This is a genomic window from Amycolatopsis sp. cg13 (assembly GCF_041346965.1).
Lineage (GTDB): Bacteria > Actinomycetota > Actinomycetes > Mycobacteriales > Pseudonocardiaceae > Amycolatopsis.
Window position 1 is genome coordinate 4694067 of sequence record NZ_CP166848.1, and the last position, 25166, is coordinate 4719232.

General features: G+C 69.3%; 29 protein-coding genes. 18 read left to right on the forward strand and 11 right to left on the reverse strand.

The features are described 5' to 3' along the window. Positions 1-28 precede the first annotated feature (28 nt). Both AB5I40_RS21465 and AB5I40_RS21470 read left to right on the forward strand, forming a co-directional pair. Positions 29-649, forward strand: a complete 621-nt coding sequence (locus AB5I40_RS21465; protein WP_370940300.1) for a TetR/AcrR family transcriptional regulator — start codon at positions 29-31, stop codon at positions 647-649. Between the two features lie 61 nt (positions 650-710). Next, entirely contained in the window at positions 711-1067 is a 357-nt protein-coding gene (locus AB5I40_RS21470) for a DoxX family protein (protein ID WP_370940301.1), read from the forward strand. Between the two features lie 11 nt (positions 1068-1078). On the opposite strand, the gene dapC is transcribed toward AB5I40_RS21470, so the two are convergent. The 3 genes from dapC to AB5I40_RS21485 form a co-directional block, all read right to left on the reverse strand. Next, a complete protein-coding gene (gene dapC, locus AB5I40_RS21475) occupies positions 1079-2167 on the reverse strand; it encodes a succinyldiaminopimelate transaminase (RefSeq protein ID WP_370940302.1) in 1089 nt (362 codons plus the stop codon). Continuing rightward, entirely contained in the window at positions 2164-2484 is a 321-nt protein-coding gene (gene fdxA, locus AB5I40_RS21480; RefSeq protein ID WP_009072848.1) for a ferredoxin, read from the reverse strand. Before fdxA ends, dapC begins: the two co-directional genes overlap by 4 nt. Before the next feature lie 120 nt (positions 2485-2604). After that, positions 2605-2778, reverse strand: a complete 174-nt coding sequence (locus tag AB5I40_RS21485; protein ID WP_354745418.1) for a hypothetical protein — start codon at positions 2776-2778, stop codon at positions 2605-2607. Positions 2779-2825: 47 nt separating this feature from the next. On the opposite strand from AB5I40_RS21485, the gene AB5I40_RS21490 reads away from it, so the two are divergent. The 8 genes from AB5I40_RS21490 (at position 2826) to AB5I40_RS21525 (ending at position 7676) form a co-directional block, all read left to right on the forward strand. Beyond that, a complete protein-coding gene (locus AB5I40_RS21490) occupies positions 2826-3575 on the forward strand; it encodes a GNAT family N-acetyltransferase (RefSeq protein ID WP_370940303.1) in 750 nt (249 codons plus the stop codon). Then, a complete protein-coding gene (gene cofD / locus AB5I40_RS21495; protein ID WP_370940304.1) occupies positions 3572-4564 on the forward strand; it encodes a 2-phospho-L-lactate transferase in 993 nt (330 codons plus the stop codon). The genes AB5I40_RS21490 and cofD overlap by 4 nt, the downstream gene beginning before the upstream one ends. After that, positions 4557-5894 carry a coenzyme F420-0:L-glutamate ligase gene (locus AB5I40_RS21500; RefSeq protein WP_370940305.1) on the forward strand — a complete coding sequence of 446 codons (1338 nt, stop codon included), beginning with the start codon at positions 4557-4559 and terminating at the stop codon, positions 5892-5894. The genes cofD and AB5I40_RS21500 overlap by 8 nt, the downstream gene beginning before the upstream one ends. Continuing rightward, complete coding sequence (locus AB5I40_RS21505) at positions 5891-6418, forward strand: NUDIX hydrolase (RefSeq protein WP_370940306.1); 528 nt, start codon at positions 5891-5893, stop codon at positions 6416-6418. The genes AB5I40_RS21500 and AB5I40_RS21505 overlap by 4 nt, the downstream gene beginning before the upstream one ends. Positions 6419-6427: 9 nt before the next feature. Beyond that, positions 6428-6574 (forward strand): LPXTG cell wall anchor domain-containing protein, encoded by a 147-nt coding sequence (locus tag AB5I40_RS21510; RefSeq protein WP_093575833.1) that lies wholly within the window; start codon positions 6428-6430, stop codon positions 6572-6574. After that, positions 6571-6924, forward strand: coding sequence for a GntR family transcriptional regulator (locus AB5I40_RS21515; protein ID WP_344288708.1), 354 nt, complete (start codon positions 6571-6573; stop codon positions 6922-6924). Before AB5I40_RS21510 ends, AB5I40_RS21515 begins: the two co-directional genes overlap by 4 nt. Before the next feature lie 54 nt (positions 6925-6978). Next, positions 6979-7260: a hypothetical protein gene (locus AB5I40_RS21520; RefSeq protein WP_370940307.1), complete on the forward strand. Its 282-nt coding sequence runs from the start codon at positions 6979-6981 to the stop codon at positions 7258-7260. A 68-nt stretch (positions 7261-7328) separates the two neighbouring features. Continuing rightward, on the forward strand, positions 7329-7676 hold the full coding sequence (locus AB5I40_RS21525) for a hypothetical protein (protein WP_370940308.1): 348 nt from the start codon (positions 7329-7331) through the stop codon (positions 7674-7676). Between the two features lie 96 nt (positions 7677-7772). Here AB5I40_RS21525 and AB5I40_RS21530 read toward each other — a convergent pair whose 3' ends face one another. Both AB5I40_RS21530 and AB5I40_RS21535 read right to left on the reverse strand, forming a co-directional pair. Further along, a complete protein-coding gene (locus AB5I40_RS21530) occupies positions 7773-8666 on the reverse strand; it encodes a DNA-3-methyladenine glycosylase (protein WP_370940309.1) in 894 nt (297 codons plus the stop codon). Further along, the gene (locus AB5I40_RS21535) at positions 8666-9745 is read right to left on the reverse strand and encodes a sugar phosphate nucleotidyltransferase (protein ID WP_370940310.1); all 1080 of its coding nucleotides are present in this window, start codon (positions 9743-9745) and stop codon (positions 8666-8668) included. Before AB5I40_RS21535 ends, AB5I40_RS21530 begins: the two co-directional genes overlap by 1 nt. Before the next feature lie 140 nt (positions 9746-9885). On the opposite strand from AB5I40_RS21535, the gene AB5I40_RS21540 reads away from it, so the two are divergent. Further along, positions 9886-10365 carry a hypothetical protein gene (locus tag AB5I40_RS21540; protein ID WP_370940311.1) on the forward strand — a complete coding sequence of 160 codons (480 nt, stop codon included), beginning with the start codon at positions 9886-9888 and terminating at the stop codon, positions 10363-10365. A 297-nt stretch (positions 10366-10662) separates the two neighbouring features. On the opposite strand, the gene AB5I40_RS21545 is transcribed toward AB5I40_RS21540, so the two are convergent. Continuing rightward, positions 10663-11526, reverse strand: a complete 864-nt coding sequence (locus tag AB5I40_RS21545; protein ID WP_370940312.1) for a glycosyltransferase family 2 protein — start codon at positions 11524-11526, stop codon at positions 10663-10665. A gap of 70 nt (positions 11527-11596) precedes the next feature. Continuing rightward, positions 11597-12232 (reverse strand): TetR/AcrR family transcriptional regulator, encoded by a 636-nt coding sequence (locus AB5I40_RS21550; protein ID WP_370940566.1) that lies wholly within the window; start codon positions 12230-12232, stop codon positions 11597-11599. A gap of 133 nt (positions 12233-12365) precedes the next feature. Here AB5I40_RS21550 and AB5I40_RS21555 point away from each other — a divergent pair, with 133 nt between their 5' ends. From AB5I40_RS21555 to AB5I40_RS21565, 3 genes are read left to right on the forward strand one after another with little or no spacing between them, the layout of a single operon-like run. Further along, a complete protein-coding gene (locus AB5I40_RS21555; protein ID WP_370940313.1) occupies positions 12366-12977 on the forward strand; it encodes an SRPBCC family protein in 612 nt (203 codons plus the stop codon). 27 nt (positions 12978-13004) lie between these two features. Then, a complete protein-coding gene (locus AB5I40_RS21560) occupies positions 13005-13334 on the forward strand; it encodes a hypothetical protein (protein ID WP_370940314.1) in 330 nt (109 codons plus the stop codon). 46 nt (positions 13335-13380) lie between these two features. Continuing rightward, a complete protein-coding gene (locus AB5I40_RS21565; RefSeq protein WP_370940315.1) occupies positions 13381-14355 on the forward strand; it encodes an amidohydrolase family protein in 975 nt (324 codons plus the stop codon). Here AB5I40_RS21565 and AB5I40_RS21570 read toward each other — a convergent pair. Next, positions 14352-15482 carry a glycosyltransferase family 4 protein gene (locus AB5I40_RS21570; RefSeq protein ID WP_370940567.1) on the reverse strand — a complete coding sequence of 377 codons (1131 nt, stop codon included), beginning with the start codon at positions 15480-15482 and terminating at the stop codon, positions 14352-14354. The genes AB5I40_RS21565 and AB5I40_RS21570 overlap by 4 nt on opposite strands. Positions 15483-15765: 283 nt before the next feature. Further along, entirely contained in the window at positions 15766-16851 is a 1086-nt protein-coding gene (locus tag AB5I40_RS21575) for a glycosyltransferase family 4 protein (protein WP_370940316.1), read from the reverse strand. 18 nt (positions 16852-16869) lie between these two features. On the opposite strand from AB5I40_RS21575, the gene AB5I40_RS21580 reads away from it, so the two are divergent. Genes AB5I40_RS21580 through AB5I40_RS21590 form a run of 3 tightly spaced genes read left to right on the forward strand, consistent with a single transcriptional unit; the run spans position 16870 to position 21422 of the window. Next, entirely contained in the window at positions 16870-17799 is a 930-nt protein-coding gene (locus tag AB5I40_RS21580) for a glycosyltransferase family 2 protein (protein WP_370940317.1), read from the forward strand. Between the two features lie 31 nt (positions 17800-17830). Continuing rightward, the gene (locus AB5I40_RS21585) at positions 17831-20344 is read left to right on the forward strand and encodes a glycosyltransferase (RefSeq protein ID WP_370940318.1); all 2514 of its coding nucleotides are present in this window, start codon (positions 17831-17833) and stop codon (positions 20342-20344) included. After that, a complete protein-coding gene (locus AB5I40_RS21590; protein ID WP_370940319.1) occupies positions 20337-21422 on the forward strand; it encodes a glycosyltransferase family 4 protein in 1086 nt (361 codons plus the stop codon). Before AB5I40_RS21585 ends, AB5I40_RS21590 begins: the two co-directional genes overlap by 8 nt. A 180-nt stretch (positions 21423-21602) precedes the next feature. On the opposite strand, the gene rfbD is transcribed toward AB5I40_RS21590, so the two are convergent. Beyond that, positions 21603-22487, reverse strand: coding sequence for a dTDP-4-dehydrorhamnose reductase (gene rfbD / locus AB5I40_RS21595; RefSeq protein WP_370940320.1), 885 nt, complete (start codon positions 22485-22487; stop codon positions 21603-21605). Positions 22488-22515: 28 nt separating this feature from the next. After that, complete coding sequence (gene rfbB, locus AB5I40_RS21600) at positions 22516-23508, reverse strand: dTDP-glucose 4,6-dehydratase (protein ID WP_370940321.1); 993 nt, start codon at positions 23506-23508, stop codon at positions 22516-22518. A gap of 115 nt (positions 23509-23623) precedes the next feature. On the opposite strand from rfbB, the gene AB5I40_RS21605 reads away from it, so the two are divergent. Continuing rightward, the gene (locus AB5I40_RS21605; RefSeq protein ID WP_370940322.1) at positions 23624-25162 is read left to right on the forward strand and encodes an LCP family protein; all 1539 of its coding nucleotides are present in this window, start codon (positions 23624-23626) and stop codon (positions 25160-25162) included. The last annotated feature ends 4 nt before the right edge of the window (positions 25163-25166 follow it).

Here is a 25166-nt window from a genome sequence, read left to right on the forward strand (position 1 = left end):
ATAGCGTTCCCGTCAAGGGAGGTGCCGGATGACGGCGACGAGCCGCAAGGACAAAGCCGCCGAAACGGAAACGGCGCTGAAGGAAGCGGCCAAGCGCGTGTTCGCGGCCAAGGGCTACCTGAACACGAAGATCACCGACATCACCAAGGAAGCGGGCCGCGCCGCCGGGTCGTTCTACAACCACTTCGCGGGCAAGGAAGAACTGCTGGTCGCGCTGCTGGCCGACCTGGCCGAGGACAGCGACCGACAGGCTGCGGGCGAGGGCCACCTGTCCGATTTCAGCGATCCCGCCGCGGTCCGCTGGCACGTGCGGCAGTACTGGGACTTCTACCGCGCCAACGCGCCCACGATGCTCGCGCTGCGCCAGGCGGCGATGGTGAACGACGACTTCGCCGCCACGTACGCGAACTTCGGCGCCACGCAGGCCTCAGACGTCGAAAGCCACCTCGAACACGTCACCGCGGCCGGTTTGCGGCTCCCCGCGAACACCCAGCTCACCATCGCGATGATGTACCAGCTGATCGACAACTTCGCGCAGATGTGGCTGCTCACTCCGCCGCCGGCAGGTTGGAATCAGCCGTCGGACGAGGAAGCGATCGAGGCGCTGACGCGGTTTGTGTACCGCGGCTTCACCGGCCGCGACTACTAGTCCGCGGTCACCTTTCCGGTCCCCGCACCGTCAGGGGAAGTGAGACCCGGAAGGAGCAGCCATGGAAACCGGACTTCTCGTCGCCACCTTCGTCTGCATCGCGATCAACGCCTTCGAGGTCGCCGCCAAGGCCGTCCGAGCGCGGTTCGTGCTGCAGAACTCGGACGAGGTAGGCGTCGGCGCGCGCTGGATCCCCTACCTGGCGTTTTTGGAAGGCGCGGGTGTCGCCGGACTGGTCGTTGGCCTGCTCGGCTGGCCCCGCCTGGGCCTGGCCGCGGCGATCGGGCTGACGCTGTTCTTCATCGGCGCAGTCGGAGCGCACATCCGCGCGAAGGTGTTCCACAACATCGCATTCCCGGCGGTTTTCCTGCTGCTGGCCGTCGCGGCGACCGGGTACTTCACGGGGTCAGTCGCCTGACCCCGTGAACGTCAGCCCTGCGCGAGCCGCTCGGCGGCGGCCTCGATGCGCTCGTCCGTGGACGTCAGCGCGACGCGCACATGATCACGACCCGCAGGCCCGTAGAACGTGCCCGGAGCGACCAGAATTCCGCGCTCGGCAAGCCATTCCACGGTGGCCTGCGCGGATTCCCCGCGCGTGGCCCAGAGATACAGCCCAGCCTCGGAATACGTGATCTCGAACCCGCTGTCCTGCAACGCCTTCCGCAGCACCACCCGGCGCGCGCGATAGCGTTCACGTTGCACGGCAAGGGCTTCGTCGTCGGTCAGCGCGGCCACCATCGCCTGCTGCACCGGCCGCGGCACGATCATGCCGGCGTGCTTGCGCACCTCCAGCAACGTCTTCACCAGCTTCGGGTCACCGGCCACGAACCCGGCGCGGTAGCTGGCGAGGTTCGCCGACTTGGACAGCGAATGCACCGCGAGCAGGCCGTCCGTCTGTCCACCGTGGACGGACGGATGCAGCACCGACAGCGGTTCCGCCTCCCAGCCGAGCGAGAGGTAGCACTCGTCGGACACCACGACGGTGCCGCGGTCGCGCGCCCATTCGACCACCTTGCGCAGGTGGTCGACGCCGAGCACCCGGCCGGTCGGGTTGGACGGCGAGTTCAGCCAGATCATCGCCGGGCGGCGCGGGCCGAGCTGGGTCAGCCCGTCCGCACGCACCACCTCGGCACCCGCGAGCAGCGCGCCGACCTCGTACGTCGGATACGCCAGCTCCGGGATGACCACCACGTCGCCCGGCCCGAAGCCGAGCAACCGCGGCAGCCAGGCCACGGCCTCTTTCGAACCGATCGTCGGCAGCACGGCGTCCGGCTCGACGCCGGTGATCCCGTACCGCCGCCGCAACGCCGCGACGGCCGCTTCGCGCAGCTCAGGCGTGCCGTGCGTGGTCGGGTAGCCGGGGATCTCCGACACCGACGCGAGCGCGGCGCGGATCGAGTCCGGCACCGGGTCGACGGGCGTGCCGACGGAGAGGTCGACGATGCCCCCGGGATGCGCCTGCGCGCGGGCCTTGACCTCGGCGAGCGAATCCCAGGGGAAGTCGGGCAGCCGGGTCATTCGCCCTGCGGGGGCAGAGCCTTGATGAACCCCGGGTCGTGCGCGGTCTTGCCGACCTTGGAGGCGCCGCCGGGCGAGCCGAGCTCGTTGAAGAAGTCGACGTTCGCCTTGGTGTAGTCGGACCAGTTGTCCGGGACGTCGTCCTCGTAGTAGATGGCCTCGACCGGGCAGACCGGCTCGCAGGCGCCGCAGTCGACGCACTCGTCCGGGTGGATGTACAACATCCGCTCGCCCTCGTAGATGCAGTCCACGGGGCACTCGTCGATACACGCCTTGTCGAGGACGTCGACGCAGGGCTCGGCGATCACGTAGGTCACTGCGTACTCCTGGCTTCTCCTGCTGGGCCGGTCGGTGCGGACATTACGCGCTTCCCTGGCCCCCGGTGGTGGTTAGGCGACCCTTATCCCACCCCTGGAAACGGGGCGGATCCGCGCCGCTCAGCGGTCGCGGCGACGCGGTTTCGGCGCGTTCCGGGCATCGCCGGTAATCGTGAACGAGGGGCCGGCGGGCTTGCCGTCCTCGCGTTTTTCTTCGAGAGTCCGCTTGAACCCGTCGGCGATCTCGTCGACAAGCTCATCGTTGTGCCGGTCGTCCTTGCGCGCGTAGCTCATGGGGTTCTCCTGCGGAACGGGACAGCTCTCTCCGTCACAATCTAACCGTGAACTCCCGGGAAAAGCTCGAAATCGTGTGCGCGAAAGCATGGCCGGCGGTGGTCGAGGAGCCGCTCGGAGAATGGACTTTGCGCTGGGCGGACGGCTTCACCGGGCGCGCGAACAGCACACTCGCCGTCGGCGACCCCGGCCGTCCGGTCCCGGACGCGCTCGCGGCCGTGTGTGACTTCGCCCACGCCCGCGGCATTGCACCCGCGGTTCAGGTGCTGGAAGACAGCGAGCTGGAGCGCGCGGTGGCCGCGGCGGGCTGGCGCGAGCAGGTCGAGCACGCCTCCGGGCACCAGGTGTCGGTACTGACCGGTCCGCTGCCGTCCGGGCCTTCGCCCGGTGCCGAGGTCCTCGACCAGGCGACGCCGGAATGGTGGGAGTTGGCCGAGAACACCACGGAGCCGAGTTCCGCCCAGTGGCATGTCGTGACCACCGGAAAGGTCGGCTACGGCGTGGTGCTGGCCGACGGAACCACGGCGGGCGCGGTGCGCGGCGCGATCGTGGACGACTGGCTGCACGTCTCCCGGCTCGCGGTCGCACCGGCGTTTCGCCGCCGCGGACTGGCCACCACAGTGCTGCAAGCGCTCGCGGGCTGGGGCCGCGCGCACGGTGCCGACAAGTGGGTCCTGCAAGTGGCGGTGGGCAACGGCGGCGCACTCGCGTTGTATTCCGCGCTGGGCTGTTCGGAGCACCACAGGTACCGGTACTGGGGCCCGGCACCGCGGACGTGCGAGGATCGCCAGTCGTGAAGATCGTCGTACTGGTTGGCGGGGTGGGCGGCGCCCGCTTCCTGCTCGGGGTCAAAACCGCACTCGGACTTCCCGCGGTCGGCGCGGGCGAATCGCCGCACGAGATCACGGCGCTGGTGAACACCGGCGACGACGTGTGGATGCACGGCCTGCGCATCTGCCCGGATCTCGACACCTGCATGTACACCCTCGGCGGCGGCATCGATACCGAACGCGGCTGGGGCCACGCGGGCGAGACCTGGACGGTCAAGGAGGAACTCGCCGCCTACGGCGCGGAGCCGACCTGGTTCGGGCTCGGCGACAAGGACATCGCCACGCACCTGATCCGCTCGCGGATGCTGCGCGCGGGCTATCCGCTGTCCCAGGTCACCGAGGCGCTGTGCGACCGCTGGCAGCCCGGCGTGCGGCTGCTGCCGATGTCGGACGACCGGGTCGAGACGCACGTCGTGATCGACGATCCGGAGCAGCCGGACCAGCAGAAGGCCGTGCACTTCCAGGAGTGGTGGGTGCGTTACCGGGCCGGTGTGCCCGCGCATTCGATCGTCGCGGTCGGCAACGACGAGGCCAAGCCCGGCCCCGGCGTGCTGGCGGCGCTGGCCGAGGCGGACGTCGTGCTGTTCGCGCCGTCGAACCCGGTCGTGTCGGTCGGCACGACGCTCGGGGTGCCCGGGGTGCGCGACGCGCTGCGGAAATCCCGCGCGAAGGTCGTCGGGGTGTCGCCGATCATCGGCGGGAAAGCGTTGCGCGGCATGGCCGACGCGTGCCTCACCGCGATCGGCGTGGAGACCTCCGCGGAGGCGGTCGGCCGGCATTACGGTGCGCGAACCGAGGGCGGCGTGCTCGACGGCTGGCTCGTCGCGCCGGAGGATCACGAGGTCACGGTGCCCGGCGTGGACGTGCGCGCGGTGCCGCTGCTGATGTCCGATGTGGACGCGACGGCGGACATGGTCCGCGCGGCGCTCGACGTAGCGGGAGTCCCCCTTGACTGACCACGCTTCCCAGAAGATCGAGATCCTCCCGGTCCCCGGATTGCCGGAGTTTCGTCCCGGCGACGACCTGACCGGCGCGATCGTGTCCGCCGCGCCGTGGCTGCGCTCCGGCGACGTGGTGGTAGTGACCAGCAAGGCGTTTTCGAAGATCGAGGGTCGCCTGGTGCGCGTGCCGAGCGATCCCGAGGAGCGCGACGCGGCCCGGCGCAAGCTGGTCGAGGAAGAGTCGGTGCGGGTCGTCGCTCGCATCGCGCGCACGCTGATCACCGAGAACCAGCTGGGCATCGTGCAGGCGGCGTCCGGGATCGACGCGTCGAACGTGCGCGGCGACGAGGTGGCACTGCTGCCCGCGGACCCGGACGCGTCCGCGTTGGCTCTGCGCAACGGTTTGCGGGAACGGCTGGGCGTCGAGGTGGCCGTGGTCGTCACCGACACCATGGGCCGGGCCTGGCGAGTAGGCCAGACGGACGCCGCGATCGGCGCGTCCGGCCTGCGCGTGCTGCACGGGTATGCCGGGCAGATCGATTCGCAGGGCAATGAGCTGGCGGTTACGGAAATCGCGGTCGCGGACGAGATCGCCGCCGCCGCGGATCTCGTGAAGGGCAAGCTCGGCGGACTGCCGGTGGCGGTCGTGCGCGGACTGCAGATCCACGACGACGGCTCCACCGCGCGCAAGCTGATCCGCCCGATCGAAACCGACCTCTTTCGCTTGGGCACCAACGAATCCATCGCGCAGGGCCGTCGGGAAGCCGTGCCGCACCGGCGTTCCGTCCGGCAATTCAGCGACGACCCGGTGGATCCCGAGGCGATGCGGCGCGCCGTCGCGGCCGCGCTCACCGCGCCCGCGCCGCACCACACGCACCCCGTCCGGTTCATCTGGCTGCGCGACGAAGGCCTGCGCCGCAAACTCCTCGACGCGATGCGCTCCTCGTGGGAAGCCGACCTGACCAGCGACGGTTTCACTCCCGAACAGATCGCGAAACGCCTGTCCCGCGGCGACATTCTCTACCGCGCGCCGGAACTCGTAATCCCGTTCCTGCTGCCCGAAGGCGCGCACACCTACCGCGACGACCGGCGAAACCGGCACGAACGCACGATGTTCACCGTCGCCGCCGGCGCTGCTGTGCAGGGTCTGCTGGTCGCACTGGCCGCCGAAGACCTCGGCTCGTGCTGGATCGGCTCGACCATCTTCGCCGCCGACCTGGTCCGGTCCACTTTGGACCTCGACGACCAGTGGCACCCGCTCGGCGCGGTCGCCATCGGGCACCCGGCCGAACCCGCTCCCCCGCGCGGCCCGCTCACCACCGGCGATTGGCTGATCGAACGATGACCCTGCACGAATCCGCCGTCGCCACGCTGACCGAGTGGAAGCCGGAAGCCGCGTCGCAAGAGTCGCTGCGGCAAGCGTTTCTCGGCTTCCTGGCGTCGCGTTCGGACACCTGCCAGCGCTCCTGCGAGGCCGGGCATTTGACGGCGTCCGCGGTGGTCCTCGACTCGACCGGCACGCAGGTCCTGCTGACCCTGCACCCGCGCGTCGGCCGCTGGCTGCAACTCGGCGGGCACTGCGAACCGTCCGACGCGTCGCTGTCCGAAGCGGCGCTGCGCGAGGCGACCGAGGAATCCGGCATGAGCGGCCTGGTGATCGGGGAAACGCCGGTGCACCTGGACGTGCACCCGATCACCTGCTCACTCGGCGTCCCCACGCGGCATTTCGACGTCCGTTACGCCGTGCACGCACCGCCGGGCGCGGAACCCGTGCGCAGCGAGGAATCCGACGACCTGCGCTGGTGGCCGGTCGACGCGCTGCCCGCGGGTTCGGAAGATCTGGCCGAACTGATCGCGGCGGCCCGTTAACCTGGGCGCATGGACCTGGCGCGACCGCACCTGCACCCGGGCGACACCGGCGTCGCCATCAGCGGGTGGGTGGTGCTGATCGGTTTCGCGGTGGCGTTCGCGCTGCTGGCGCTGGGCATTGTGGTGAGCATCCGGAGGAAACGGCGGCAACGATGAGCATCAGCTACGACCCGGCTTCGCCCGTTCCGCCGTTCGAACAGGTCCGGACCTCGCTGGCGAACCAGATCAACGACGGGACGCTTGCGGTCGGCACGAAACTCCCGACAGTGCGCGGACTGGCCGCGGACCTGGGCATCGCGCCGAACACGGTCGCGCGCGCATACCGCGAACTCGAGGAAGCCGGTCTGCTGGAAACCCGAGGCAGAGCAGGCACTTTCGTCGGCGCGACCGGCGACGAGACGCTGTCGCGAGCCCAAGCCGCCGCGGCCACGTACGCCGAGGTCATCCGGGGCTTGGGCCTGTCGGCCGAACAAGGCGTGGCGATCGCGGCGGCTGCCCTGCGCTGACCGCGGCGAGGAATTAGCATTCGTTGCGTCCATGCCCGACCCGATGGGAACCCCATGCTGAAATTCGTCCTGCCGGTCGCGCTGATCGTGCTGCTGGTGGTCGTACTGGTCCTGAAATTCACGGTGGGACGGCCCAAGCAGCCGCCGCAGGCCGGGCCGGGGCAGTATCCGGGACAGCAGGGGCCGGGCGCGCCGTACGGGCAGCAGCCGCAGGGGCAGTACCCGCCGCAGCCTGGTGCTCCGCAGCCGTTCCCGCCGCAGGGCCAATACCCGCAGCAGCAGTATCCGCCGCAGCCCGGCCAGCAGTACCCGCCGCAGCAGCCCCCGCAAGGCTGATCCATTCCGATGCGCGAACCCCGCTGAGCGGCCTACGATGGACCCTCGCCCAGGGGAGGATCTTCATCGTGGCTGTACAGCCTTGGCACCTCATCGTCTTGATGCTGCTGGCTGGGGTGGTGGCCGTGATCGTGGTGACGGTGCGGGCCTCGTCCAAGCGGAAGCAAGGCCCGCCGCCGGGCTACTTCCCGCCGCAGCAGGGTTATCCGCCGCCGCCCGGCCAGGGTTATCCCGGCCAGCAGGGTTATCCCCAGCCTGGCCCGCAGCGCGGCTATCCCGCGCAGAACTACCCCGGCCAGCCCGGCTATCCGCCGCCGGGCCCGCAGTACCCGAATGCACCGCAGCCGCCCCAGCCCGGTGCCCAGTACCCGCCGCCGGGATCCGGTCAGCAGCCAGGCCCGTACCCGCCGCGCTGACTTACCTCGCCCGGTAACCCCATAGCCGAAACCTCAGCGTCCGCGCCGAGCTACATCGCCCGGCCACTCCGCAGCCGAAACCTCAGTCGCGCTGACCTACATCGCCCGGTAATCCCGCAGCTCAATCCGCGGCCCGAACCGCGGCTTCCGAGCCCCGGCCGCCCCCAGATACCGGATCGCGCGCTGCCGCTGCGGGGCGTACGGCGCGAGCAGCTGCGCCATCTCCTCGTCGTCGATCTTCCGCCCGAGCAGCGTGTGCCCGACCATCGCCGGGATGTTGTAGTCGCCGAAGCTGACCGCGTCCGGGTCGCCCCACGCGCGCTGGGCGATCTCCGCCGCCGTCCACACGCCGATGCCGCGCACCTTTCGCAGCCACGCGCGTCCCTCGACCCCGCGCAGCCGCACCGCTTCCTCCAGCCGCGGAGCCACCCGGGCAGCCTCGATCAACGCCGTGCGGCGCTTGCGGTCCACGCCGATCTTGTGCCAGTTCCAGTCCACAATGGACCGAATAGCGACCGGATCCGGCGGCACCCGCAGGAAATCCGGGCCCGGCCCTGGCGCGCGCGTGCCGAACCACCGGCACAGCTCCGCCCACGACCGGATCGCTTCCTTGCCGCTCACCTTCTGCTCGAGGATCGCGAGCACCAGCGCGTCCCACACCCGCCCGGTCGACCCGAGCCGCAAGCCGGGCGCGTTGCGGCGGCCTTGCGCGATCACGTCGTGGTGCGCGACGAATCCGGTGTCGTCGTCGTCCGCGCCGAGCAAGGCGGGCACGCCGGCAAGCAAGAAATCCGCGCCGTCGCCCCAAGCTTCAGCCTCGACGACCCCATCCGGCCGGTGCAGCAGCGCGAGCGTTCCCTTGCCGCCCGGCGTGTTCGCGGCCAGCCACCAGACGCCGCGGTCGCGCCGGAAGTTCAGCGACCCGCGCCCACGGCTCAGCGGACCCAGCACCTCGGCCAGGTCCACCGGAAACCCCGGACGCCACTCCATCACGCGTCGCTCGAAAACCGGATGCCGCCGTCCGGCACCGAAACACCGGGCCAGATCCGGACGCCGGCCAGCAATTCGCAGCCGGCCCCCACCGACGCCCCGTCGCCGAGCACCACGCCGCGCAGCACCGCGCCCGCGCCGACCTGAGCTCCGCGCCCCAGCACCGAATTCTCCACAATCGCGTCCGGACCGATCACCGCGTCGTCGAACACGACCGAGCCGGACACCGTCGCGTCCTTCCCGACAATGGCTCGCGCACCGATCGTCGTACCGTCGGTGAGCTTCGCTCCGGTGAAGACGGAAGCCGCGTCCAGCGCCAAAAAATCGCCGGTCGGCCCGGCCAGCGCGGAGGTAGGCGCGACGCCGCGAACCAGATCGGCGCTGCCGCGCACAAAAGCTTCCGGGGTGCCGACGTCGAGCCAGTACGAAGAGTCGACAAATCCGTGCAGATGCGCGCCGTTCTCGAGGAGCCCAGGGAAGGTCTCGCGCTCGACCGACACTCGCCGACCCGCCGGAATGGTCTCGATCACCGGACGGCGGAAGACGTAACAGCCGGCGTTGATCTGGTCCGTCGGCGGGTTCGGCGTCTTCTCCAGGAAGGCCGTGACGCGCCCGTCGGAATCAGTCGGCACCGAGCCGAACCGGCTCGGGTCGGGGACGCGCTGCAGATGCAGGGTGACGTCCGCGCCGGAGTCGAGGTGGGTGCGCAGCTGGGCGTGCAGATCGGCCCCGGAGAGGATGTCGCCGTTGAAGACGATCGCGTGGTCGGCGCGCAGCCGGTCGTAGACGTTGCGGATAGCACCGCCGGTGTCGAGCGGCTCGTCCTCCACCACGTACTCGAGCTCCAGGCCGTGCGCGGACCCGTCGCCGAAATACTCCTCGAACACCTCCGCCCGGTACGAGGTGCCGAGCACCACGTGCCGGATGCCGGCCGCGCGGATGCGGGAGAACAGGTGGCTCAGGTACGGCGTGCCCGCCGTCGGCAGCATCGGCTTCGGCGCGGACAGCGTGAGCGGGCGCAGCCGCGTGCCCTGGCCGCCGACCAGTACGACGGCGTCGACCTCGACCTCGGACGTCACAGAAATCTCCTTTGTATCACGCACCGCTGAGCGACAAGCCGCGGGAAACGTGGGCGGCGCGGGCCCCGAGGGCCTACCCTAGACAGGAAACAGGCGGGCCTTTCCCCAGAGGCCCCGGGTCAGTCGGGAGGCCGAGGGGAATGGACCCCCGCGATCGCGCGGACGCTTTGCTCGCACGCGCACGATCCCGCGGCGCCTTCGTGGTGACGCCGGACAACATGACGTCTCCGATGGATTCCTCCAGCACCCAGCAGATCTCCAGAGCGGTGGTCTCCGGGCTGGACCCCGACACCACGACGCAATTGCCCGCGTCGCTGATCGAAGAGAACGACCATCCGCTGGCAGGCGGCTCGCGCACCCAGCCTTCGCCGCATCCGCTGGCCCAGCCGACGCCGACGCGGCCGCTCGAAATCCCGGGCCCGCAGAACACCTTGCCGCAGCCGACGGTGCCGAACCCGGCCGGTCCGCAGACGACGACGCCGCTGGTCCCGCGCCCGCAGGCGAAGCCGGTGGCGAGCCCGCTGAAGGAACCGGCCGAGGAGGAAATGACCGGCCTGGTCCCGACGGTGAAGCAGAACAGCGGACGGTCCAATCTGTCCCGGCGGCTCGACGGGCTGTGATCCTCGCGGGGTCTCCCCCGGCCCGGGTTGCCCGGATTGCCCAGGGAGACTTCCCGCGCGGGAGGTCACGCCTCCCGCGAGCGATCTTTACGACCGCAAAGTGTTGCGGCCGCTGAGCATCCGGACGCCCGCGAAGGCACGCCGGTTGCCCGGCCGTCCTTTGCGGACCGCAGCGGCTGGTGCCTGAGGTCGGGTTTGCTGTGCGTGAGGGGAACCCTGAGGGAATCTGATTCCCTCAGGGTTCCCCTCACGCACTTACGGGCACGGGCGGCACCGGGGTCCCGGCATTGCGGGCCGTCAGCCCTTGCGGGTCTCCAGCTTCACGCGCAACGCCAGCCCGAGCTTCACCGCCGCCAGCACCGGCTTCCACAGCAGCCCCTGATGCCGGTCGGCGAGATAGCGGTAGGCGCTCGCGTGGTGGGCACGCAGCATCTTCTCCGACGCGCGGGCCGTCGAGTGGCCGCCGATGTGCATCACGCTCGACGACGGGGCGTAGACGTTCTGCCAGCCCGCCTTCGCGAGCCGGTCGCCGAGGTCGACGTCCTCGAAGTACATGAAGTAGCGGGTGTCGAAGCCGCCGACGGAGTCGAACGCCTCGCGCCGAAGGAGCTGGCAGGAGCCGGACAGCCAGCCGGACGTGCGTTCGGTCGGCGCGGCGTTCTCCTGGCGGTATTCGCGGGTCCACGGGTTGCCCGGCCAGACCTTGCTGAACACCGCGTGCCCGATCCCGCGCCCGAACGACGGCAGCAGCCGCGCGGACGGGTAGACGGTCCCGTCGAGATCGTGGATCAGCGGCCCGAACGCGGCCCCGCGCGGCCAGCGCCCGGCGACCTCGATCAGCGCGTCGAGCGAGCCCGGTTCCCATTCGAGGTCCGGGTTGACTACGACGACCCAGCCGTAGCTGTCGTCGAGCGCCGCGACGCCCCGGTTGGCGGCCGTCCCGTAGCCGACGTTCTCGCCGATGCTGACGAGCGTCACGTTCTCGCGTTCGGCGGCCTTCTCCGGAGCGCCGTCGGTGGACGCGTTGTCGGCGACGACGACGTGGACGTCGCGGTCAGTCGCCTTGTCGAGCGTGTCGAGGAACTTCTCGAGCGTTTCGCCGGGGAAGTAGGTCACGGTCACGACGCCGACACGGTCACCATACGTGCGCTGCTCAGTCACCGCGCCATTGTCCACTGCTCACCGACGGCTACGTCAGCCCACCGACCCGGTCACCCGCAGTCACTTCCGCTTACGCTTTCAGGTCGGCCAGTTCGTCGTCGATCAGCAGGGCCGGGTCGAACTTCATCCCGGTGAAGTGGCCGGCCAGTTCGAGCGACAGCACGCCGTGTAGGCGGGTCCAGAAGGACAGCGCGCGCCGCACCGCGCCGGTGCCGACGGTGTCGCTGTCCACCCACTCGCGATGGGTTTCCAGGTGCACGTGGAACGTCGTCGCCGACTCCGGCTCGCCCAGAGCCGAGTTCGCCTGGATCAGGACCTCCATGACCTCGTTGGAGATCGCCGTCGTGTCCGGCGGCGCGTGATAGCCGGGCACCGGCGTGCCGTAGATGAGGAAGTAGCGCTGCGGATCGGCCTTGGCCCAGTCCCGGATGACGTGGGCGAGGGCCAGCAGGTCCGCCCCGGAATCCGCCGCCGCCCGAACGGTGTCGGCGAGGCTGCGGAACGCGTCCCGGATCAACGCGGTGATCAGCTCGTCCCGGCCGCGGTAGTACCGGTACAGCGCGGGCACGGTCATGCTCATCTGCTTGGCGATCGCGGTCAGCGACAGCGCGGGCAGCCCCGCCTCGGCGATCTGGTTCCGCGCGTGCTGCTTGATCTCCCCGCGCACCTGCTCGCGGTAGCGCTCCCGCGGTGCCTGTTCGGTCATCGGCCGTTCCCCTTTGCTCATCCACGCCCAGTGTAGTTAAGCCCCTTCACTTCCGCTATTGACGTTCACGACCGCATGGCTGTACGGTCTTAACCAGAGTTAATAGTATTAACAGTCACTAAGGGAGTTCACGATGCCGAACACCAGCCGCCTGCGCACCGCCCTCCTCGCCCTTCCGATCGCCGCCGGACTTCTGGGTGCCGCACCCGCCGAAGCCGCCACGCACCCGGGTTCCCTTACCTGCCAAGGCAAAGGCATCGATCAGACAGCCCAGCTTCACCACCGCGCGGAGACCTTCGTCAAGGCCCCGCTAAGCACCGTGTGGCGGCTGCACACCAACGTCGAAAGCTGGCCGCAGTGGCAGAAGCCGGTCACGAGCATGAAGCGGCTCGACCCGGGCAGGCTGCACCCGGGTTCGCGGTTCCGCTGGACCACGCCCGCCCCGGCCACGCCGTCGACGCCGGCCACCACGCTGGTCATCACGTCGACCGTGCACCAGGTCAAGCCAGGCCAGTGCATCCGCTGGTCCGGCCCCGCGATCGGCCAGGGCCTGCGGATCGACAAGGGAACGCACGTCTGGAACTTCGTCCCGGTGCGCGGCGGAGTCGTCGTCCGCACCGAAGAAAGCTGGACTGGTCCGCAAATCGAGGCCGACCCCGCCACCGCGATCAAATACCTGGCCCCGGGGCTGGACCTCTGGCTCGCCGACCTGAAGACCGCCGCCGAAGCCCACTGCCACCACTGACCACAACCCCCGCGAAGGAGAATCGCCATGACCGCATCTCGCGCCTCGCTGCCCATCCTGATCGCCGCGTGGTCCGTGCCCGCGCTCGTCCTCGGGCAGTTCGCATTGCTCTCCGGTATCCCGCTGATCGCGCTCGTCGTCTCCAGCCTGCGCAATTCCCAGCCGCGCGCGCTGCGCTGGTGGTCCGCCGGACTGGCCGCGGTCTATCTCGGCGTCCTCGCACTCTGGGCGTTAAGTCCGGAAAGCGCGCCCAGTTTGTCTCAATCCATGAATCCGGCGGTAACCGCATTCTTCGTCGCGAGCGGAGTCGCGGTCGCTATCGCGCACCACGTCCGAAAAACACCCAAGGCCGGTTAACCGAAAACTGGTAATCTCGAAAGCACCAGCCATAACGAGGAGGCCGATGAAAACCGTCGCGATCGAGGAGCACTGGACCACCCCCGGCATCGACCGGATGCTGCGCGCCGAATCCGGCGATCCGAGCATCGCGCTCAACGACCGGGGCGACCTCACCGAACGCCTGCTCGACATCGGCGACCAGCGCGTCGCGTGGATGGACGAGGCCGGCATTGACGTCCAAGTCCTCTCGATCGCACCGCCGGGAATGCACGGATGCCCGCTGCCGCAAGGCATCGAGCTGAGCCGCGAGGCGAACGACCTCGCCAGCGAGGCCGTCGCGAAGCATCCCGATCGCTTCCGCGCCATGACGACGCTGCCGATGTCCGACCCGGCCGCGGCCCTCGCCGAACTGCAGCGAACCGCGAACGATCCCGCGCATGTCGGGATCATGTCGTACGGCCGCAGCGGCGAGCGTCCCCTCGACGATCCCGCGTACGACGAGTTGCTCGGCGCGGCCGCCGCACTCGGGCGGCCGGTTTTCGTCCACCCGCAGATCCCGGCGGAGCCGGTGCGCCAGGCTTCCTACAGCGGATTCAGCCCGGAACTCGACCTCGGGCTGGCCACCTACGGCCTCGGCTGGCACTACGAGGCCGGGCTCGCCGTCATCCGGCTGATCCTGCGCGGAACGTTCGACCGCCACCCGGAGCTGCAGGTCGTCCTCGGCCACTGGGGCGAGGTGGTCCTGTTCGCGCTGGACCGCATCGACAGCCTGTCGCACACGGCCCCGCATCTCGAACGTCGCGTCTCCGAGTATTTCCGCACGAACATTCACCTGGCGACCAGCGGAATGCTCGTCCCGCGCATGCTGCGCAACGCACTCGAATACACGACAGCCGACCGGATCCTGCTGTCCGGCGATTACCCGTTCCATCAGGTCCAGGCCGCGGCCATCACGGAATTCCTGGAAAACTTGCCAAACCAGGACGACCGGGAAAAGATTGCGCACGCCAACGCGGAAGCCCTTTACCGTCTCCGTTAACGATTGCGCAAATGCTGGTGCCAGGCTTTTCCGTAAGCCTCGCGGTGCCGGTCCGCTGTTGTCGTCCACGAGAATTCCTTGGCGCGCCGCTGCGCCGCGGAAGCGAGCACTGAACGACGCGACGGATCGGCCAGCAGTTCCGTCAACGCCGCGGCGACATCGCCCGCACCGACGCCGCAGTACGCCACCGCGTCCCCGCCGACCTCCGGCAGCGACAGCCGGCGCGTGGTCAGTACCGCGGCACCGCAGGCCATCGCCTCGAGAACCGGCAGTCCGAAGCCTTCGCCGAGGCTCGGATAAGCCACAAGTTCCGCTCCGCCAAGGAATCCGGCGAGCGTGCCGAACGGCAGGTACCCGGCGCGAATCACCCGAAGCCGGTGCGGCACCGCGTCCAGCGCGCGCTCCACCTGGGTGTCCCAGCCGGGCTGCCCGGCGAGCACGAGCGCCGGGGCGTCTCGCTGCCCGGCGACCGCGCGGGCGTAACCGCGGATCAGCGCGGGCACGTTCTTCCGCGGTTCGAGCGCCCCGAGGAACGCGATGTACGGCGTCGCGCCGAGCCCGACCGCCTCCCGCGCCGCCGCGATCTCCTCCGGGGACGGCGGATGAAACCGTTCGCTGTCGACGCCGTGATGGATGATCTCCATCTCGGCTCGCCGCACCGGGCTCACCCGGGCCAGTTCTACCGCTGTCGCGTGACTGGGAACTACGCAGAGTGTTGCCCGGCGCAGCGCCGTAGTGGTCCAAGCGCGGAAGAAACGGGCCTTGACGGACGAGTGCAGGACGGCGTCGGTGAAGAACGTCGCGTCGTGCAGCGTGACCACCGAAGCGGCCCCGCTGGCGAGCGGCATCGTGTAGTGCGGCGAGTGCACGACGTCGGCGGCGAGCCGGCGCACGAGCCGCGGCAGGGTGGCCTGTTCCCAGGTCAGCCGAGCTGTGCGCGTCGAGGTCGCGGGCGATGCGGCGACGATCCGGGAACTGGGCGCGAGCTGGCCGTAGAGCGGCAGGTCGCGCGGCTGGCAGACCACCGTCAGCCGGGCCCCGTCCTGGTCGAGCGCGCCGACGAGCGAGTCCACGTATCGGCCGACCCCGCCCCGATCCGCGGGCACCGCGGTCGCGTCGATCAGCACACGGGGATCACCGGTCACGAGTGCAGCGTACGGCGATCACCCACCGCACAGGTCAGGAACCGGCAAACTGCCGCCAACTCCGGGGAGGTCCACCCTCGCCCACCTGCGCTCACCCGTCTGGGTTCACCCGACCGTGTGACCTCGGCGATTCGGTCTGACTGTCCGCTCGGCCGCCGTAGCCGAGCTTCGACAACGGCACCGCGCCCCTCGGCTCGACCGCCGACGCGCCCGCCCACAGCCCGCGCCTCGGCTTCGCCCGGCCCGGGTCGCCTCGCGAGACCCGTCAGCTCGACCGCCGATGCGCAGCCCACACCGCCTCCGCCGCAGCCCGCCACGTGAACGTCCTCGCCCGCTCGCGTCCGAGTTTCGACAGCTCCGCCGCCTTGTCCGGCGACAGCAGCACCTCTTTCAGCGCCCGAGCCAGCGCATCGGCGTCGCCGCGCGGCACCACCAGCCCCGCCCCTCCGGATACCTCCACCAGCGCCGGGACGTCCGTGTGCACCACCGGCACCCCGATCGCCATCGCTTCCAGCAGCGGCAGCCCGAAGCCCTCGGCGAGGCTCGGCATCGCCAGCACGCTCGCGCCGCGCATCGCCGTCGCCAGCTGGGCGTCGGTAACCTTCCCCAGCACCCGCACCGATTTCAGGCCGCGGTCGGCCGCCAGCCGCACCGGGTCGATGCCGCCCCAGCCGGGCTGGCCGGCGAGCACGAGGCCGACGTCGCCGACCTCGTCCGTGCCGTCGAGCTGCGCCACCGCGTCGACCAGCACGTCCATGCCCTTGCGCGGTTCGATCGTGCCGACCGCCAGCACGTACCGCGACGGCAGATCCAGCGCAGCGGACCCCTCCGGCACGGTCACCCCGTGCGGCACGACCCGCACCGGAACGTCCACGTCCAGCAGCACCGCCAGCTCGTCGGCGACCGCGCGGGTCGGCACGATCAGCCCGGACGACCGCCGCGCGGCCCGCGCGATCATCGACCGGTGCCAGCTGACGCCGCGTGCGGTCAGGGTCTCCGGATGCGTCCACGGCACGGTGTCATGCACCGTGACGGTCAGCGTTCGCCCAGCCGGGGGACGGGGCGGCGCGAACGGGGTCGGCGCGTGCACCGCGTCACCGCCTGGCCACCAGCGCAGGCCCAGCTGCCACAGCGCGACCAGCGCCCTCGGCGGCAGCGGCAGCACGCGCGGTCCCTCGACGCCCTCGATCCGCGCCGCGGAGACGTCCGCGTGCCGCGCGACCACGCTGGACACGGTCCAGCCGGGCGGCGCGGTGCGGGCGAGCGCGGGCAGCAGTTCGGCGGTGTACCGGCCGGTGCCACCCGGAACGGGGGCGAGCAGTTGCTCGGCGATCACGACCAGTTCGGGCACGCCGCTATTCTCTCCCAGGTGACCAGCGAGGAATCCGGCACCACCGTCGTCGTGGTGACCTGGCGTGGGGCAGACCACCTCGCCGCGTGCCTCGACGCGCTCGCCGCCCAGGACCGTCCACATCGGACACTCGTGGTCGACAACGCCTCAACCGACGGCACCGCAACGATTCTGGCCGCGCACCCCAGCCGTCCGGAGGTGCTCAGGCTGCGAAGGAACACCGGATACGCCGGTGCGATGGCTCACGCGCTCAGCCGGATCGACACCCCGCGGGTCGCCTGGCTCAACGACGACGCCGCTCCCGAACCGGACTGGCTCGCGGTCCTCGAAGACAACCTCGAAAGTCAGCCGCTCGCCGCCGCCGTCACGTCCCGGCTCGAACTGCCCGACGGCAGCACCCAGTCCACCGGCGTCCGCCTCACCGCCGACGGCCACGGCGCCGACCTCACCGAACCCAGCGACGAGGTCTTCGGCTTCTGCGGCGGCGCCGCGCTGCTGCGCACCGAGGCCGTGCGCGCGGTCGGCGGGGTCCCGGCGAGCTTCTTCTGTTACTACGAGGACACCGACACCGCGTGGCGGCTTCGACTGGCTGGATGGCACGTCGTCGCCGCGCCGAAGGCACGCGTCCAGCACCTGCACGGGGCCAGCACGAACCCTGGCTCACCGCAATTTCACCGGTGGAATGAACGCAATCGTTTGCTCATGCTGGTGCGCTGCGCACCTACGAAAGTCGCATTCCGCGAACTGGCCCGCTTCGCCGCGATCACCGCTTTGCTGCCGCTGCGCGGGCACCGTCCGGACGCGGCGAACTTCGACCCGGCGCTGCGATTGCGCGTGCTGGCGGAGATCTTTCTCCGGCTCCCCCGCACCCTGCGGGAACGCGGTCGCGTAAGCCGGATCTCGGCGCTGGGCCGAGGCGCGATCTGGGAAGCCTGGGCTGGCCTTTAAGCTGGGCGGAAATTCGACGGAGGAGCTCGTCTTGGCAGTGGGGGACCCGCAACCGCTCGTCTCGGTGATCGTGGTGAATTACCGCGGCGCCGACGACACCATCACCTGCCTGCGGGCGCTGCGAGCCGACCTGGACTACGCGAATGTCGAGCTGATCTGCGTCGACAACGCTTCCGGCGGCGACGACGCGGCCCGCATCCGCGCCGCGGCGCCTGATGTCCAGCTCATCGAATCGCCGGTCAACACCGGTTTCGCCGGCGGCTGCAACCTCGGCGCGCAGCACGCGAACGGCACCGTCCTCGGCTTCCTCAACAACGACGCGCGCCCCGCTCCGGCGTGGGTCTCCGCGGCCGTCGCCGAACTGCGCGCGCAGCCGACCGTCGCCGCGGTGGCGAGCAAGGTCGTCGATTGGGAGGGCACCGGCACGGACTTCGTGGACGCGGGTCTGACTTGGTTCGGCATGGGCTACAAGCGCCACGCCGGCAGCCCGCTCGCGGAGGTGCCCGAGGCCGAACACGACGTCGCCAAGGACGTTCTCTTCGGTACCGGTTCGGCGCTGTTCGTACGTGCCTCGGTGTTCGCCGAACTCGGCGGTTTCGACGAGCGCTTCTTCATGTTCTACGAGGACGTCGACCTGGGCTGGCGCCTCAACCTGCGCGGCTGGCGCGTCCGCTACGTGCCGGAATCGCTCACCTACCACCGCCACCACGGCACCATGTCCGCCGTCGACGCACCGGACACCGGCCGCGAGACCTTCCTGCTGGAACGCAACGCGCTGGCCGCGCTGTACAAAAACCTCTCCGACGAATCGCTCGCCCGCGCCCTGCCCGCCGCACTCGCGCTGGCCGTCCGCCGCGCGACCGCGCGTGGCGGCATCGACCCGGAGCAGCTGAACCTGGAGAAGGGCGTCGGCCCGGTCGACACCTCGGATGTCGCGGTCCCGCGCACCACCCTCGCCGGAGTCTTGGCGGTGGACCGTTTCGTCGAGATGATGCCCTCGCTGGCCGAGTCCCGCGCGATTGAGCAGGCCGCCCGCGTGCGCACCGACGCCGACCTGCTTCCGTTGCTGCGCAAGGCACTTGAGCCCGCGTACCCGCTGCCGGACTACCTGCGCGCACACGAGATTCTGGTCGAAGCGTTCGGCATCAAGGACGTCTTCGGCCAGCGTCGCAAGATCCTCGTCCTGACCGGTGATTCGATCACCGAGCGGATGGCCGGCCCCGCGATCCGCGCGTGGAACATCGCCTCGACGCTGTCGGCCGAGCACGACGTGCACCTCATGACCACCAACCCGCTGGTCTCGCCTCCGCCCGCGGCCTTCCGGGTCAGCTCGGGCAAGCACCGCGATCTCGACGGCCCGATCGAATGGGCGGACGTCGTGATCCTGCAGGGCCACGTACTGGAACTGGCCCCGTCGCTGAAGAAGCAGCACGAAAACAAAATCGTGGTCGCGGACGTCTACGACCCGATGCACCTGGAGCTGCTGGAACAGGGCAAGGACGCCCCCGACGACCAGCGCGCTCTCGACCTGGCCGGTGTCACCCGAGTCCTGGACGCTCAACTCGAACGCGCCGACTTCTTCCTCTGCGCTTCGGAACGCCAGCGACACTTCTGGCTTGGCCACCTAGCCGCACTCGGCCGCCTGTCCCCGCGCCTCTACGACGCCGACCCGACCACCCAGTCGCTGCTGGCCGTCGTCCCCTTCGGCCTCTCCCCCCAAGCCCCGACGCGCACCGGCCCCGGCCTGCGCTCCGCTCTTGGCATCGGCGAGTCCGACCGCGTCGTCCTGTGGGCAGGCGGCGTCTACAGCTGGTTCGACCCGCTGACCCTGATCCGCGCCTTCGACCTGCTCCGCCACCGCCGCGACGACGCCCGTCTCGTATTCCTCGGCATGAAGCACCCGAACCCCGAGGTCGCCGAAATGGACATCGGTGCCCGGACGGTGCGGCTCGCGGATTCCCTTGGCCTCACGGACAAGAACGTCTTCTTCAACGAACAGTGGGTCCCGTATTCGGACCGCCAGAACTGGCTTCTCGACGCCGACTGCGGTGTCACCACGCATTACGAACACGTCGAGACCACTTTCGCTTTCCGCACCCGGGTTCTGGATTACCTGTGGGCCGGTTTGCCGATCGTGACGACGGACGGGGATGCCTTCGCTGATCTCGTCCGCGCGGAGAACCTCGGCGTCGTAGTCCCCGCTGAAGACGCCGGTGCTTTGGCGGATGCGCTAGAGAAGTCCTTGTACGACCGGGAATTCGCCGACGCCTGTGTTGAACGAATCCGAGTGGTCGCCCAGCGATACGCCTGGCCTGAGGCGCTGAAACCGTTGGTGGAGTTCTGCCGCAACCCGCGTCCCGCCGCCGACCGCCTGCCCGGCGGCGCTGACCTCACGGTTAGCGACCCGGTACGCGGCTCTGCACTGGTACGGCGGGATCTGGCCCTGGTGCGCGAATATCTCGCCGCTGGCGGGCCGGGCGAATTGGCGAGGCGAGCAGCGGGACGGGTCACGAAGGTGGCGCGGGAACGGTTGCGCCGTGGCTGATCGTCCGCTGCGCGTCCTGCTGGACGGCACCCCTCTGCTCGGTTCCCGGACGGGGATTGGCCGGTACACGGCAGCGCTGAGCGAAGAGCTGGCTTCGATGTCCGAAGTGGACCTTCGCGCCGTCGCGTTTACTTTGCGGGGCTGGCGGAAGTTGCGGCATGTACTGCCGCATGGGGTTCAGGCTCGGGGAATGCCGGTTTCCGCTCGCCTCTTGCGAGCCACCTGGCTGCGTACCCAGTTGCCGCCGGTGGAATTGTTCGCTGGCCCCACTGATGTTGTTCATGGCACGAACTTTGTCCTCCCTGGCCGTCTCGGTGCCGCTGGCGTCTTGACCATTCACGATCTGGCTTTCATTGACGCCCCTCAGGAACTGGCCCACTCTGACCGGACCCTGCCTGAACTGGTCCGGCGTGGTGCGCACCGGGCGAATGTCATCTGCACGCCGACCGAGGCTGTTGCGGACTCGGTCGCCGAGAAACTGGATGTCGATCGGTCGAAGATCATCGCCACGCCTTTGGGGGTGAACCCGGCTTGGTTCACTGCTCGGCCGCCGGATGATGGGGTGCGAGCGAAGCTGCGGTTGCCGGAGAAGTACCTGTTGTTCGCCGGTGCCGCCGGACCGCGCAAGGGGCTGGACTGGCTGGCCGCCGCCCATGCCGCCGCGCCGGATTTGCCGCCGCTGGTTTTCGCTGGGCCTGGGCCGTTTCCGAGGCTGCCGAGGTCTGGACAGACTGGGTATCTGTCCGATGTGGACCTTCGGACTGTGGTGGCTGGTGCTGCTGCCCTTGTGCTTCCTTCGCGGGATGAAGGTTTCGGTTTGCCTGTCTTGGAAGCGATGGCCTCGGATGTTCCGGTCGTTTGTACGGACATTCCCGCTCTGCGCGAAGTTGCGGGAGACTGCGCCACTTTGGTTCCGTATGACGACGTTGACGGACTCGCGGAAGCTCTGCGCCAAGCTGTAACCGATCCGCACGGCCTCGCGACGTCCACCGCCCGTAGGACTCATGCGGCCAGTTTTACCTGGCACAACACTGCGCTACGCACGCTCGCTGCTTATCGCCAGGCTATCGAAGTGTGACTCGGCATTAAACCCGGCGAAGCCGGGGAAAGAACCTCCAAGACAAAGGCACCCCGAGCCGTAATTGTGCTGACGGTCTGGGGTTGCTTGTCAAGGCGGGAAAGATGCCTTGACAAGCAACCCCAGACCGCAGGGCGGCTTTATATCGGGGAGCCGGGAGGGGGCTGGCGCTTTGTCCGTTTAGGCGTGGAGGTAGCTGTTTAAAGCTGCGCGCCAATCCCTTAGCGGAGTCAGTCCGGCGTCTCGCCAGGAAGTGTTGGATAGCAAAGAGTAGGCGGGGCGGGCGGCGGGGCGGGGGAATTCCGCAGTAGTGCAGGGCTTCACGCGAGTAGGGTCGGCGCCGATCTCCTCGAAGATCGCGCGTGCGAAGCCGTACCAGGAAGTCTCCCCGCCGCCGGTGCAATGCAGGACCTTCCCAGAAGGACCCTGTCCAGCGGCAACCAGTCCGGCCAATTCCCACAGGCCCCGGGCAAGATCAGCCGACCAGGTAGGCGCTCCCACCTGATCATCCACGACCGACAACTGGTCCCGCTCAGACTCCAGCCTTCGCATGGTCTCTACGAAATTGGTCCCAGTCTTCCCGTAAACCCAACTGGTCCGCACCACCCAGGCCGAAGCGCCGGAACCGAGAACCGCATCCTCCCCGGCAGCCTTGGTTCGGCCATAAGCATTCTGCGGGCCGAGCGCATCATCAACCTCATAGGGTCGATCCCCGTCCCCAGGAAAAACATAATCCGTAGAGACATGAATCAACGGCACCCGCCGCGAAGTACAAGCCGCCGCCAACACCCGAGGGCCGTCGACATTCACCGCGAACGCCCGAGCCTCGTCCGACTCCGCGGCATCAACAGCCGTATACGCGGCGGCATTGATCACCACCGGCACCGCCCCAGCAGCAGCCGCCCGCTCAGCCAGTTCGCCCACCGCGGCGATCACCTGGCCGGTCGCCGTGATATCCAGCTCCGCCGACGAAGGCGCGATCACCTCCGTCTCCGGGCCCGCGGTGTTCACCAGGTCCCGGCCTAGCTGACCGGAACCGCCGGGCACGAGCACTGCCAGCCGCACCGGCGTACCTCCTACTGCGACAAGGGTTTCAGGACGTGCCGAGCGCGGCGCGGGCCTTCAGCGGCTCCCACCACGAACGGTTGTCGGCATACCAGCGCACCGTCTCCGCCAAACCGTCCTCGAACGACACCCGCGGAGCGTAACCGAGTTCGCCGCTGATCTTCGCGATGTCGACCGAGTACCGCCGGTCGTGGCCCTTGCGGTCGGTCACCGGTTCGACCATTTCCCAGCCGACGCCGGTCGCCGCGAGCAGGCGTTCGGTCAGTTCCCGGTTGGTCAGCTCAGTGCCGCCGCCGATGTTGTAGATCTCGCCTGGGCGACCGCCGTCGGCGACCAGCTGGATCCCCTGGCAGTGGTCGTCCACGTGCAGCCAGTCGCGGATGTTCAGACCATCGCCGTACAGCGGGACCTTCTTGCCGTCCAGCAGGTTGGTCGCGAAGAGCGGGATGACCTTTTCCGGGAACTGGTACGGGCCGTAGTTGTTCGAGCACCGCGTGACGCACACCGGGAGACCGTGCGTGCGGAAGTACGACCTGGCGATCAGATCCGACGAAGCTTTCGAGGCCGAGTACGGCGAATTCGGCTCCAGCACGTGGTCTTCCGACCACGAACCGTCCTGGATGGACCCGTACACCTCGTCCGTCGAGACGTGCACGAACTTCCCGACCTGCGCCTCGAGCGCGGCCTGCAGCAACGTCTGGGTGCCGAGCACGTTGGTGAGCACGAAGTCCGCCGAACCGAGGATCGAGCGGTCCACATGGGACTCGGCGGCGAAGTGGACGACCAGGTCGACGCCGCGCATCAGCTCGGTGACCTGTGCGGTGTCGCAGATGTCGCCGCGCACGAAACGCAGCCGCGGGCTGTCGGCGACCGGGGCTAGGTTCGCCTCGCTGCCCGCGTAGGTGAGCTTGTCGAGCACCACGACCTCGGCGTCGGCCAGCGTCGGATACGCCCCCGACAGCACCTGCCGCACGTAGTGCGAACCGATGAACCCGGCACCGCCTGTGACCAGGACCCGCATCCTCATCCACCCTTCCGCCCGACCGGGCATTCTCGCCACCAGCCTACGGGTGGCTCACTCGAGAGTCGGTAGAGTCGGGCAAAGCGCGAAAGCGCGGGCATCCTGGGGAGGAACAGTGGCCGAATGGCCGGGGACACCGCTGCCGGTGCACCGCGGTCGCGGCGTGGTCGTCGTGCTGCGGCGAAGCGGGAAGATCCTGTTGTCCGTCGTGTCCGTGGTCGTGCTGGCGCTGACCTGGTACGGCTGGCAGTTCATCGGCGACCCGCAGTCCGGTTTCTCCACCACGGCGATCTTCGGCGAACAGCAGCCGCACGCGAAACCGCTCGACGGCGCCATCGACATCCTCCTGGTCGGCCAGGACAGCCGCACCGACGCGCAGGGCAACCCGCTGCCCCGCGAGGTGCTCGACATGCTGCACGCCGGCGAGTCCGACGGCGAAAAACAGACCGACACGATGATTCTCTTGCACATCCCGCAGAACGGGGAGCACGCGATCGCCATCTCCTTCCCGCGCGACTCCTACGTCGAGATCACCGGCGGCTTCGGCAAGCACAAGCTGAACAGCGCGTACGTCTACGCCTACAACGACACCGCCAAGACGCTGCAGGCCAAGGGCAACGCCGACCTCAAGGACGTCGACGAGAAAGCCAAGCTCGCCGGACGCAAGAACCTCGTCGCGACGCTCGAGAAGTTCATCGGCAAACCGGGCATGATCGACCGCTACGCCGAGGTCAACCTGGCCAGCTTCTACGAGGTCACGAAGGCCATCGGCGGCGTGCAGGTGTGCCTCAAGAACCCGGTGAAGGAAAAGAAGTCGGGCGTCGACCTGCCCGCGGGCAAGCAGACCATCGAGGGCGTGCAGGCGCTCGCGTTCGTCCGGCAGCGCTACGGCCTGCAAAACGGCGACCTCGACCGGATCGGGCGCCAGCAGGCGTTCCTGTCCGGGCTGGCGAGCAAGGTGCTGTCGTCCGACGTGCTGGCCAACCCGGTGCGGATCGCACAGCTCATCGAGGCGGTGAAGAAGTCCGTGGTGCTGTCGGCGGGCTGGGACCTGTCGGAGTTCGTCGAGCAGATGCGCGGGCTGACCGGCGGCAACGTCGAATTCCACACCATCCCCACCGAGGGCAACGCGGTCATGGGCGGCGCGGACGTGCTGCGCGTCGACCCGGCGAAGGTCCGCGCCGAGATCAACCGGCTGACCTCCGACGGCAGCGCTCCGGAACCCAGCAACGCGCCGCTGCCCGGAGCGGAAAAGGTCACCGTCGAACTGTTCGACGGCTCCGGTTCCGGTGCCGCCGATCAGGTGCAGGGCCTGTTGCAGGGCAAGGGTTTCCAGCTCGGCACGAGCACGAAGCTGTCCACCCGCGCGACCACCGTGCTGCGCTACCACCCGTCCGATGAAGCCGCCGTCGATCTGGTCCGCCAAACCCTTGGCACCAACGCACAGGCCGAACCGGACGCCGACGTCGCCGCCGGGCACGTCCGGGTGATCCTCGGCAAGGACGCGCGCGACCCGGCCGGAGCGCCGGCCTCGACGTCCTCGGCCCCGCCTGCCGCACCGCCTTCGTCGGCCCCGTCCGGACCGCCTTCGTCCGCACCTTCGAACTCACCCGCACCGCTCATCACGGCGGGCGATGTCCCCTGCGTCAACTAGAGTC